Origin of the sequence: Lactobacillus melliventris (genome assembly GCF_013346935.1) — a bacterium.
In the GTDB taxonomy this organism is placed as follows: Bacteria; Bacillota; Bacilli; order Lactobacillales; family Lactobacillaceae; genus Lactobacillus.
In genome coordinates, this window is record NZ_JAAEEB010000004.1 from 118,098 (window position 1) to 131,231 (window position 13,134).

Here is a 13,134-nt window from a genome sequence, read left to right on the forward strand (position 1 = left end):
TTATGATTCCCTAGCCTGATCGGCTTCCTTCATCTTCTTCTCAATGTCTGCGATTGAGTAAACAGATTTAGGTTTCTTTACATCTGACTCGGGTTCCATATCACGATAAATTGGAAGACCAGTACCAGCTGGAATGATCTTACCGATAATAACATTTTCCTTTAATCCAAGTAATGGATCATTCTTGCCACGAATAGAAGCATCTGTTAGGACACGAGTTGTTTCCTGGAATGACGCAGCTGATAAGAAACTGTTAGTTTCAAGGGCAGCTTTGGTAATACCCAGAATTACACTTTGTGCAGTTGCAGGTATACCACCAGAAATAATCACAGATGTGTTGCGATCTTTAAATTGACCAATATCCATAATCTCGCCCGGCAACAAGTCGGTCTCACCAGGATCAAGCACACGAACTTTTTGTAACATCTGTCTGGTTAACACTTCGACGTGCTTGTCAGAAATATCAACACCCTGCATTCTATATGCTTTTTGGACTTCAACCAGAATGTACTCTTCAGTAGTTAAAGTATCGGTAACTTGAATCAACTCTTTCGGATCAATTGAACCAAGAGTTAACTTATCGCCACGTTGAACTTCATCGCCCTCAGCAACTGCTACTGACGCAGTATAAGGAACACTGTAGCTTCTGGTATCGATCTTACCTTTAACAGTGATTTCACGAGTATGTTCAGCAGGATTTTCCTGAATTGAATCAACTACACCATCAACTTCAGAAATTATCGCGCGACCCTTAGGGTTACGAGCTTCAAACAACTCTTGCACACGAGGAAGACCTTGAGTAATATCTTCAGCCCCGGCAACACCACCATTGTGGAAAGTACGCAAAGTCAGCTGTGTACCAGGTTCACCAATTGACTGAGCGGCAACAGTACCAACTGCTTCACCAACTTCAACTTCCTCACCTGTAGCTAAGTTCATACCATAACACTTGCGGCAAACACCGTGCGGGGTGTCACAAGTCAGGATTGATCTAATCTTAACGTTAGTTACACCTGCATCGCAAATTTGGTGAGCCAAGTTTTCATCCATCATAACGTTACGACCGATAATTGTGGCACCGGTTCTAGGATCTTTAACCGTTTCGGCAGTAAAGCGTCCCAATAAGCGATCGTAGAGTGGCTCAATTAATTCGTCACCTTCCATGATCGCGTGAACATCAATACCGCGATCGGTACCACAATCATCTTCACGGATAATAACGTCTTGCGCAACATCGACTAACCGCCGAGTTAAGTAACCAGATTGTGCAGTCTTTAAAGCAGTATCCGTCATACCCTTACGTGCACCGTGAGTTGACATGAACAGTTCTAGAACTGACAAGCCTTCCTTAAAGTTGGAAGTAACTGGAATTTCGAACAAACCACCGTTTGGAGTAGCCATTAAGCCACGCATACCAGCAAGTTGGGTAAAGTTTGAAATATTACCACGCGCACCAGAGTCAGCCATGATGGTAATAGGATTACGCGGGTCATAAATCTGAGCAATTTCATCTTGGACTTGATCCTTACAATCATTCCAAATGCTAATTACACGATCATGACGTTCCTGTTCGGTAATTAAACCACGTCTAAACTGCTTAGACACCACATCAACTTGTTTGTGGGCTTTTGCAACTTTTTCATCTTTATCCTGAATTTCGGGAACGTCGGTCATACCAATCGTAATACCAGAAGTGGTCGAACTGGTATAGCCTAAAGTCTTCAAATCATCAAGATATTCTGAAGTTCTTTGAACCTTGTAATACTTGTAAATTGTAGCGATAGAATCAGACAAGAAGGACTTCTTAAATGGTGTAGAAATCAAGTCATTTGCCACACTGTCAATTTTCTCATGAATATCTTCGCCAGGCTCCAAGAAGTACTTGGCAGCAAGAGGATTATTCAAGTTTTCTTCAGTTGGTTCATTAACGTAGAAATAATCTTCTGGGAAAATTTGATTGAAAATGATTCTGCCGTATGTAGTAACAAAAATGCCATGTTCATAACCTTTAGGCCATGCTTTCTTCGGCATTGAGTCAGCAGACATTCCGATAATAGTGTGGTAATGAATGTCACCGTTAGTGTAAGCAACTGTCGCTTCATCAGGTGAATTGAAAATCATTCCTTCACCTTCGCGACCCTTTTCAGCCTGAGTCAACCAGTAGTTACCCAAAACGATATCCTGTGATGGAGTAACAATTGGTTTACCATCCTTAGGAGCAAGAATATGGTGAGCAGCCAGCATTAACATTCTTGATTCAGCAACAGCCTCATCTGACAGAGGCACGTGAATCGCCATCTGGTCACCATCAAAGTCAGCGTTGTAAGCTTCACAAGCAAGTGGGTGCAGACGAATTGACTTCCCAGGTACCAAAACCGGTTCGAAGGCCTGAATACTTAAACGGTGCAGAGTAGGAGCACGGTTTAGCAATACCGTTCTTTCCTTAATAACATCTTCAAGTACATCCCAGACATCATCGTCTTCGCGGTCAATTTTCCGCTTAGCACTCTTGATATTTGTAGCAATCTTACGCTTAACAAGCTCATGCATGACAAATGGTTTAAACAATTCCAAGGCCATCGGACGCGGAACACCACATTGATAGAATTTCAATTTTGGTGAAACATCAATAACGGAACGACCGGAATAGTCAACACGTTTACCAAGCAGGTTCTGACGGAAACGTCCCTGCTTACCTTTAAGCATATGCGATAAAGATTTCAGCGGGCGGTTACCTGGTCCTACTACAGAACGTCCACGGCGGCCATTATCAATTAACGCATCTACTGCTTCTTGCAGCATCCGTTTTTCGTTTTGCACAATAATATTAGGAGCATTTAGATCTAACAGTCTCTTTAAACGATTGTTACGGTTAATTACTCTTCTGTATAAATCATTTAGGTCAGAGGTCGCAAACCGTCCACCTTCAAGTTGAACCATCGGGCGCAAGTCTGGTGGTATAACTGGGACAGCATCAATAACCATCCATTCCGGTTTATTACCAGAATCTTTAAACGCGTCCAGAATATCAAGTCTTCTGATAGCACGGGTACGTTTTTGACCAGTAGCTGTTTCCAGTTCTTTCTTTAAATCGGTAACTTCCTTATTTAAATCAACTTTACGTAACAAATCACGAATTGCTTCAGCACCCATTTTGGCCGTAAAGCGATTACCGTATTTTTCTTTCTGTTCCCGGTATTCTGCCTCTGTTAAAAGTTGTTTAAATTCTAGATCGGTATCACCAGGATCAATTACAATATAAGCCGCAAAATAGATAACTTCTTCAAGAAGCCTCGGAGAAATATCCAAAATGAGTCCCATTCTTGATGGAATCCCTTTAAAATACCAAATATGAGTAACTGGTGCGGCCAATTCAATATGACCCATTCGTTCTCTTCTAACTTTAGAGGAGGTAACTTCAACACCACAACGATCACAGACGATCCCACGGTATCTCACACCTTTATATTTACCACATGCACATGACCAATCCTTAGTCGGTCCGAAAATTCGTTCATCAAACAAACCATCTTTTTCCGGCTTTAAAGTACGGTAATTAATAGTTTCCGGCTTTTTAACTTCACCGTATGACCAGCTGCGAATTTTATTCGGAGATGCAAGGCCAATTTGCATGCTTTCAAATTTATTTACGTCGATCAAAAGTTTAACCTCCTACTTATTGAGAAATCTTATTATCATCGTCAGACTGATCTACAGGGGTATCCAATTCCTCTGCTGCTTCTTCATTATCTTCAGAATCTGCAGTTTCTGCGGCCAACTTCTTCTTTTGTTGCTCTTCAGCCATCTTTGAAAGAGTATCAATGTTCAAATGCTCATTTGAATCATCATCCATATCACGCAATTCGATTTCTTTATGATTCATGTCAAGAACACGAATATCCAATCCTAAAGATTGCAATTCTTTAACTAGGACACGGAATGATTCAGGAACACCTGGTTTGGGAATTCTTTCACCCTTGACAATAGCTTCATAAGCTTTGACACGGCCAACAACATCATCTGATTTATAAGTCAAAATTTCCTGCAAAGTGTATGCTGCACCATAAGCTTCCAGAGCCCAAACTTCCATTTCACCAAAACGCTGTCCACCAAACTGTGCTTTACCACCAAGAGGTTGTTGCGTTACTAATGAGTAAGGCCCAATTGAACGTGCGTGAATCTTGTCGTCAACCATGTGGGTCAACTTCAGATAGTGCATGATACCAACAGAAACACGGTTATGGAATGGTTCACCGGTACGGCCATCATAAAGAACTGTTTTACCATCTTTATCAATACCGGCCTTATGAACAGTATCCCAAACATCGTCTTCACTTGCTCCATCAAATACTGGTGTAGCGACATGAATACCCAAGTTATCTGCAGCACGGCCAAGGTGTAATTCCAAAAGCTGACCAATATTCATACGTGAAGGAACACCCATTGGGTTTAAACAAATATCAACTGGAGTACCATCTGGTAAATATGGCATATCTTCTTCTGGTACAACTGCGGCAACAGTACCTTTGTTACCGTGACGACCAGACATTTTATCGCCGACTTGAATCTTTCTCTTTTGTGCAATGTAGACCCGGACTAAAGTATTAACACCAGGAGATAGTTCATCACCATTTTCTCTAGTATAAACTTTGACATCACGGACAATACCGCCACCACCGTGAGGAACACGTAATGAGGTATCACGCACTTCACGAGCTTTTTCACCAAAAATGGCATGCAGCAGTCTTTCTTCAGCTGATAGTTCAGTAACACCCTTAGGCGTAACTTTTCCTACCAAAATGTCTCCGTCATGAACTTCAGCACCTACACGGACAATACCTTGACCATCGAGATCCTTAAGTGCATCCTCACCAACGTTTGGCAATTCACGTGTAATCTCTTCAGGGCCAAGTTTAGTGTCACGGGCTTCTGATTCATAATCTTCAATACTGATTGAAGTATAAACATCATCTTTTACCAGACGTTCAGAAAGCATGATGGCATCTTCGTAGTTATACATGTTCCAAGTCATAAAAGCGATAACTGGGTTTTGACCCAAAGCCAATTCGCCATGATCCATTGTTGGTCCATTGGCAATTACTTCACCCTTTACAACTTTGTCGCCTAACTTAACGTTAGGAGTCTGATTGTATGATTTCGAGTTGTTTGAACGACGATATTTTTCCAGAGTGTACTTATCCAGTGTACTGTCAGCACGTCTTACTCTGATAGTGTTGGCATCGACATATTCAACTGTACCAGCGGCTTTAGCCAAAACAGCAGCTCCTGAGTCATGTGCTGCACGATATTCCATTCCAGTACCAACAAGACAGCTGTGAGGATTAATTAAAGGTGCAGCTTGTCTTTGCTGGTTAGCGCCCATTAAAGCACGGTTAGAGTCATCATTTTCCAAAAACGGAATACATGCTGAAGCAACAGAAACAACTTGTTTAGGAATAACATCCATGTAGTCAATTTTATCTGGACTAACTTCGACGTTATCTTCCTTATGACGTGCTAAAACAAGATCATCTTTAAATGAACCATCCGGATTAAGTGGAGTATTGGCACCAGCGATAATGTAGTTATCCTCAACATCAGCGGTGAGGTAATCAATTTTATTAGTTACCTTGTGTGTGGTCCAGGAAACCCGACGATATGGCGTTTCGATAAAGCCATATTTATTAATAACTGCGTATGTAGCAAGAGAGTTAATCAAACCAATGTTAGGACCTTCAGGAGTCTCAATTGGGCACAAACGACCATATTGAGTATAGTGAACATCCCGCACCTCGTATCCAGCACGATCACGTGTTAAACCACCAGGCCCCAAAGCAGACATACGGCGCTTATGGGTTAATTCACCCAGCGGGTTGTGCTGGTCCATAAACTGTGACAGTTGTGATGAACCAAAGAACTCTTTAATACTTGCCACAATTGGTCTGATATTAATTAATTGTTGCGGCGTCACAGTTGAAGGGTCTTGAATTGACATTCTTTCTCTAACAACACGTTCCATCCGGGCTAAACCAATTCTAAACTGGTTTTGCAACAATTCACCAACACGACGAATACGACGGTTACCTAAGTGATCAATATCATCAGTGTTACCAATTTCATCTTGCAACAAGAAGAAATAATTAATAGAAGCAACCACGTCAGCTGGAGTTAAATACTTAACTTTTTTATCAATATGACCGTTAGAAATTAATTTAACAACACGTTCAGGATTTACCTTGGAGTAAACTTTTATCTCCTGAACATTAATTGGATCAGGTAAAACGCCCTCTTTGGATGGTTGATAAGTAACCATCTTAAAGTCATCGCGATCAAGATACTTTTCTAGAGTATCCATCACTTCATGGGTCACAACTGTACCCTTTTTAACGATAATTTCACCTGTATCAGGGTCTGCCAAAGTTTCTGCCAGAGTTTGACCATACAAGCGACTCTTTAAAGATAACTTCTTATTAACTTTATAGCGACCAACAGGTGCTAAATCATAGCGACGTGGGTCAAAGAAGCGTGCATAAAGAAGTGAACGTGAAGAGTCAGTCGTTTTTGGTTCACCAGGGCGTAGACGTTCATAAATATCTTTTAACGCTTCAGCTACACGAGAATCAGCCGGATTCTTATGGACATCTTTATCCAAAGTGAATTGTAGCGTATCACTCTGACCAAAGAGGTCTAAAATCTCGTCATCCGAACTAATTCCCAGTGCCCTGATTAAAACAGTTAGTGGCAATTTACGAGTACGATCAACGCGAACGTAAGAAACATTCTTAGCATCAGTTTCATACTCAAGCCAGGCACCACGGTTTGGTATCACAGTAGTACCAAAGATTTGCCGACCATTCTTGTCATAATCACCAGAATAATAAACACTTGGTGATCTAACTAATTGAGAAACGATGACCCTTTCAGCACCATTAATAATAAATGAGCCAGATTCAGTCATTAATGGTAAATCACCAAAGAAAACATCTTGAGTCTTAATCTCACCGGTTTTTTGATTGGTCAGTTTTAAAGTAACGTGCATTGGTGCAGCATAAGTTGCATCATGATCACGTGCTTCATCAACGGTATATTTTGGTTTTTGCAGTTTATAGCCCAGATATTCCAGGGAAAGCTTACCTGAAAAGTCACTAATTGGCATAATATCATCAAAAACGTCTTTAATACCCTCATCCAAAAACCATTGGTATGATTCGGTTTGCACATCTGTCAAGTTAGGCAGATCCAGCACTTCTTTAATGCGGGAAAAACTGCGCCTTGTCCGATGTTTGCCAAAATTCACTACGTGTCCATTTAACAAGGAGAAAACACCCTTTCTGTCAGAGAAAGCTAATATTACATTTTGATTACAATTTCAAAAAGCCGGAAATTTATGCATAAAAAAGACAAAAACAACCTTTGTCGTTTTTGTCTATTATTATTTTGCTGGACAATAGATCAGCAAAATCCTGAAAATCAGCTTTTTAATCACACACTACTATAACAAAATAAAATTCGTGTGTCAATTAATTCACTTTGCGCCGACTAAATTATTATCTTTTTGTTTCAAAACATCAAATTTTAAGTGATTATGACTGCACCCAACTTTAAGAATATCACCATTCTTAAGGTCACCTTTAATCAGCATTGAAGCAATCTTATCTTCAATATCCTTCTGAATTGCACGGCGCAGCGGTCTTGCTCCCATTTCAGGATTATAACCATCTTTTGCAATCTTATCCAAAGCAGCTGTGGAAATTTTCAGTTGAACTCCTTGTTTATGCAAGCGGTCAATCAATTTACGAGTTAAAAGCGTAACTATTTGACGTAATTGCTTTTGATCAAGTTCGTCAAAAATAATAGTTTCATCAATCCTGTTTAAAAATTCAGGTCTGAAGAACTCTTTAAGTGCTTGACGAACGCGATCTTGCCGCAGCTTGGTTTGACTAGTATTATCAGCATTAAATCCTAGAGCCTGCGTCTCAAATAATGAACGGGAACCCAAATTGGAAGTCATGATAATAATAGTATTTTTAAAGTCTACTTTACGGCCCTTGGAATCGGTTAAAAAGCCATCTTCCAAAACCTGTAGCAACAAGTTGAATACATCAGGGTGAGCTTTTTCAACTTCATCCAATAATACTACTGAATATGGATGGCGGCGAACCTGTTCAGTCAACTGGCCGCCCTCATCATAGCCAACATAGCCCGGAGCAGAACCAATCAATTTACTATTAGCTATTTGATCCATATATTCAGACATGTCAATTCTAATCAAGTTGTTCTCAGAGCCAAAAATTGCTGCAGCGATTGCTTTTGCTAGTTCAGTTTTACCGACCCCTGTCGGACCTAAAAATAGGAATGAACCAATTGGTCGATTTTCATCTTTAATGCCGCTGCGACTTCGCCTGACCGCCCTGCTGACAGCAGAAACTGCTTTGTCCTGACCAATGATGCGCTTATGTAAGTCTTTTTCCAAATTGGCTAAGTGTTTAGTTTCATCCCGATTCATTTGGGTAACGGGAACACCAGTCCAATTAGAAACTACTTTAGCAACATCTTCAGGTTGAACTATAGCACCTTTACTAGTTGATTCATCAAGCTTTGTTGTTAATTCATCTTGTCTTCTTTGCAAACTATTTTGTCTTTCCTGGAGTTGTGCAGCTTTAGCAAAATTCTGGTTAACTGCAGCATGATTCTTTTCGCCAATGACTTTCTCGATTTGATCATTAAGTTGCAATAACTGATTGTTAGAACCTTTACCTGACTTAATCTTAACCGCAGCACTTGCCTCATCAATTAAATCAATTGCCTTATCTGGTAAATAACGCTCAGAAATATAGCGGCTAGAAAGATCAATTGCATTTTCTAAAGCAGAATTAGATATTTTTACATGATGAAATTTTTCGTATTTTGGTTTTAAGCCATTTAAAATTGCTAAGGTTTCAGCACGAGAAGGTTCATTTAACCTCACGATTTGGAACCGACGAGCTAAAGCTTGGTCCTTTTCGACATACTTTTGATACTCATCAAAAGTTGTTGCCCCAATCATTTGGATATCGCCTCGAGCTAAAGATGGCTTTAAAATATTTGCAGCATCAATCGAGCCTTCAGCGCCTCCAGCTCCAATGAGAGTGTGCATTTCATCAACAAAGAGAATAATATTGCCATTCTCAGTAATTTCCTTGATGATTTTTTTCATCCGGTCTTCAAATTCACCACGATATTTTGTACCAGCAACAAGTCCACCTAAATCCAGTGAGACCACTTGCTTCTTTAATAAATCGTGCGGTACTTTTTTAGCAACAATGGCGCTTGCAATGGCTTCTGCCACTGCCGTCTTGCCTACACCTGGTTCACCAATCAACACAGGATTATTTTTATTACGCCGAGATAAAATTTCAATCACTCGTGCTACTTCACGATCACGCCCAATGACTGGATCTATCTCACCATTTTCAGCCCTCTCGTTGAGGTTGACTGAAACCTGATCAAGAGTTGGTGTGCTGGAATTTCTACTGGTGCTTTCTTCAGAGCCATTAAAACCTGACCAACTGCTATCCTCTTGATCATTTTCATCCATATCTTGTTCATCTTCACCTAAACTGTGCAGGATGTCATTACGCAAACCATCAAGATCAATGTTTAAATTACGCAAAATCACAGAAGCCAATATCTGCTCATTGAGGACCATTCCTAATAAAATATGGCAGGTTTTAATTTTAGCAGAACCTTCTCGTTCAGCTAAAGTGCCAGCATATGCCAAAACCATGCTGAGGCGTGGTGACATCTGCATGTAACTGGTTTTGCCAGCTGAGCCATAACCTGTATAACGTTCAATTTCTTCACGAATCGCTTTCGGTGTTGCACCCCAAGCCCGCAAATTTTTGCCAGCTTCACCATCAGATTCAATTACCATCGCAAGTAGTACGTGTTCAGTACCAATTAAACGATGATGAAAATTCTGTGCTTGTTCACGTGCAATTTCTAATACTTGATTTGCACTGGTTGTATAAGATTTTTTCATCATTGCACCACCTTTAAAAAATGACGTGTATACACTATAAACCTTTTTGACAATTTGTAAAATATTCTGTTTGGGATCGAATTATTAATGTCAAAAAACTTTGCAATTATTATACCAAAGAGATGCAGTTCGTGCGACCCAATCCTCCTTATTATTTAAATTAGAAATAATTTTTTTAACATAATACCTGTGTAAGAATAAAAGTGGTCTGTTATAACTATAGAAAACTAAAAATTCTCATACTAGCAAAAATAAATTACCTGCATGAGAATGTAACTGCATATTATCGGGAAAACAGGATTCGAACCTGCGACCTCTACGTCCCGAACGTAGCGCTCTACCAAGCTGAGCTATTTCCCGTTTATTAAAAAAACTCACCGCTTTTGGTGAGTCTTTTTTTCTAGAGCGGAAGACGGGATTCGAACCCGCGACCCCCACCATGGCAAGGTGATGTTCTACCACTGAACTACTTCCGCAAGACAAATATTATTATAGCAAACCAATCTCATTTTGCAACCTTTTTTAGTAAAATAAATCCATAAAATAAGTATTTTAACGGGAAAGCTTGCCTTTTGAGAGTTTCTAAAACATAATTGCTAGTAAAAGGTAGTATTCTGTTATGCACAAATATGAAATCATATCACTGTCAGATAAAAAGGAGGCTACAGAATTGCAAAAAGAACTGGAAAAACTTGTTAATTTAGATTCTGGTAAAATCACTTTTGATGATAGTCAAATCGACTATATGTTACAAAATATCGGAAACCTTGACCCACATCTTCGTGATGATGTTGTTTATACGCTTTTTGCTCGCGGCTTTTTTGAAAATTCATTTACTTCAAAGCAGAAAGCAAAAATTTTTACCAATTTTATCAATTCAAAAAATCTGTTTAAGGGCATCGATCAGCCAGAAAACGATTTAATTTTTCTCAGAACATTCAGTGCATTACTGGGTTCCCTAATTTTAGATGACGATAAAAAGCATTCGATTTTAAATGCGACTGAGCGAAAAACTCTTTTTAACTGGAGTATTTCCTATTTTAAGGAAGAAAAAGATTTCCGCGGTTATGTTAAAGATAAAGGTTGGGCTCACAGCGTTGCTCATGGTAGCGACTTTTTAGGCTCTACTTTAAGTCATCCAGATTTTACAACAAATAATACTGCTGATATTTTTGCCATAATTGAAACGGTCTTTCAAAATATGCAAGGACCGTTTATTGATGATGAGGAGCAACGGTTAGCTTTTGCCTTTTTTGAAGGCGTTCATTTCGGTAAAATACCGACTACTGAGTTTAATTCGTTTATTAACTGCTATAACGAAAAAATTTATCAGCAGATCGCAGAAAATGATCGCATCAGCTGGTATCGATTAAGTTCCTGGCTCAAATTACTTCAAAACTGGTATTTTTATTTTTCAAACCAGTCTGTTAAAGATAATCTACTTAAAAAGATTTCCAAATATAACGAACAAATGGGATACCAACTGTAAACAAAATAAAAATGAGTCCTAAAAGTAATATTCTTTTAGGGCTCATTTTTAAAATGCTTTCTTAATTATTATTTGCTCTTTTTCTTCATGTCTTCTTCGACTTCGCGTTCAATATCTTCAATTCGTTCAGGGCGCATTGTTGGGAATAGTAAAACATCCCTAATTGCAGGTGCATCTGTCAAAAGCATCACCAATCTATCAATTCCGATGCCCAAACCACCTGTTGGCGGCATACCGTATTCCATAGCACGCAGATAATCTTCATCGATCATATCTGCTTCATCGTTTCCAGCTTCACGTTCTGCCATTTGTGCTTCAAAACGCTCACGTTGGTCATCTGGATCGTTTAGTTCTGAAAAGGCGTTACCGTACTCTTCACCCATGATGTAAATTTCAAAACGATCGGTAAACCGAGGATCATCAGCATTTTTCTTAGCCAATGGTGAAATTTCAACTGGATGACCATAAACAAAAGTAGGGTCAACAATTGTTTCTTCGCAATACTTTTCAAAGAAGGCGTTAATGATATGACCAACCTTCCAGAAGCTTTCAACCTTGATGTCATGGTCTTCAGCAATTTTTGTAGCTTCTGCTACACTCATCTTTTGCCAGAAATCAACGCCAGTCTTTTCTTTAATCATATCTACCATATGAACGCGACGGAAAGGCTTACCCAAATCAATATTTGTGCCCTGATAAGTAATCTTGCCATCATCTGATACGACTTTAGCAGCTGCGCGGATAATGCCTTCTGCTTCATCCATGACATCATGGAAGTCCCAGTATGCACAGTAAGTCTCAAGTTCAGTAAACTCAGGGTTATGGTGTGTGTCAAGGCCTTCATTTCTAAATACCCGACCAATTTCGTATACTCTTTCCATATCACCGACAATCAAACGCTTTAAAGGTAATTCCAAAGCTATTCTCATGTACAAATCAATATCTAAAGCATTATGATGAGTGATAAATGGCCGTGCTTCTGCACCACCTGGAATGTTATGCAAAACAGGAGTTTCAACTTCCAAGAAGTCCTTGCTGTTCAGATAGTCACGAATAGCTTGAATAATTTTTGTTCTATTTACAAAACGTTCATAACTTTCGCGATTGGTAATTAAGTCGAGATAGCGTTGACGATATATTTGTTCAACGTCCTTTAAACCATGATATTTTTCAGGCAATGGCCGTAGAGCCTTAGATAAAAAGGTAACATGAGTTGCGCGAATCGTTAACTCACCGGTATCAGTTTTCATAACTTCGCCATCAATGCCCAAGAAGTCGCCAATATCGGACTTTTTAAAAATCTTATAATTGTCTTCGCCAACAATGTCCTTACGAACATAAATCTGTATTTTGCCTGTCCGATCATAGAGATCCGCAAAACCGACTTTACCCTTTCCTCTTTTTGCCAGCATTCTGCCAGCAATTTTAGTCTTAGGCAATTCCTTGTTTAGCTCATCTTTATCATCTTGAGAATATTTTTCATTCAAAGACCGCGCTAAATCTTGCCGATCAAACTTTCTCATTCCAAAAGGTTCGATACCATTCTCTCTTAATTCGTCTAATTTTTGGCGTCGAACGATTAATTGGTCATTCATTTCATTTTTAGCCAATTACATTTCCTCCA

Annotated in this window: 5 protein-coding genes and 2 tRNA genes; 1 reads left to right on the forward strand and 6 read right to left on the reverse strand. The window is 39.4% G+C overall.

Translation table 11 applies throughout. The annotated features are described in order from the left end of the window. From rpoC to GYV61_RS05095, 5 genes are all read right to left on the reverse strand, one after another. Nucleotides 1-3,660, reverse strand: coding sequence for a DNA-directed RNA polymerase subunit beta' (gene rpoC / locus GYV61_RS05075; RefSeq protein ID WP_122037887.1), 3,660 nt, complete (start codon nucleotides 3,658-3,660; stop codon nucleotides 1-3). 16 nt (nucleotides 3,661-3,676) lie between these two features. Continuing rightward, nucleotides 3,677-7,315 carry a DNA-directed RNA polymerase subunit beta gene (gene rpoB / locus GYV61_RS05080; protein WP_122026354.1) on the reverse strand — a complete coding sequence of 1,213 codons (3,639 nt, stop codon included), beginning with the start codon at nucleotides 7,313-7,315 and terminating at the stop codon, nucleotides 3,677-3,679. Nucleotides 7,316-7,525: 210 nt separating this feature from the next. Continuing rightward, the gene (locus GYV61_RS05085) at nucleotides 7,526-10,021 is read right to left on the reverse strand and encodes an ATP-dependent Clp protease ATP-binding subunit (protein ID WP_110446435.1); all 2,496 of its coding nucleotides are present in this window, start codon (nucleotides 10,019-10,021) and stop codon (nucleotides 7,526-7,528) included. Nucleotides 10,022-10,307: 286 nt separating this feature from the next. Then, nucleotides 10,308-10,381, reverse strand: a tRNA-Pro gene (locus GYV61_RS05090). A gap of 44 nt (nucleotides 10,382-10,425) precedes the next feature. Next, a tRNA-Gly gene (locus tag GYV61_RS05095) sits at nucleotides 10,426-10,497 on the reverse strand. Nucleotides 10,498-10,640: 143 nt separating this feature from the next. Between GYV61_RS05095 and GYV61_RS05100 the strand changes: the two genes are divergently transcribed. After that, complete coding sequence (locus GYV61_RS05100) at nucleotides 10,641-11,510, forward strand: DUF2785 domain-containing protein (RefSeq protein WP_110446436.1); 870 nt, start codon at nucleotides 10,641-10,643, stop codon at nucleotides 11,508-11,510. 68 nt (nucleotides 11,511-11,578) lie between these two features. Here the strand turns inward: GYV61_RS05100 and lysS are convergent, their stop codons facing one another. Beyond that, nucleotides 11,579-13,120 (reverse strand): lysine--tRNA ligase, encoded by a 1,542-nt coding sequence (gene lysS / locus GYV61_RS05105; protein ID WP_110446437.1) that lies wholly within the window; start codon nucleotides 13,118-13,120, stop codon nucleotides 11,579-11,581. Nucleotides 13,121-13,134: the final 14 nt, after the last annotated feature.

What these genes read in the sequence shown, in the direction of transcription:
- GYV61_RS05100 (WP_110446436.1), top strand. Translation starts at nt 10,641, where the DNA reads ATGCACAAATATGAAATCATATCACTGTCAGATAAAAAGGAGGCTACA.
- GYV61_RS05085 (WP_110446435.1), bottom strand. Translation starts at nt 10,021, where the DNA reads ATGAAAAAATCTTATACAACCAGTGCAAATCAAGTATTAGAAATTGCA.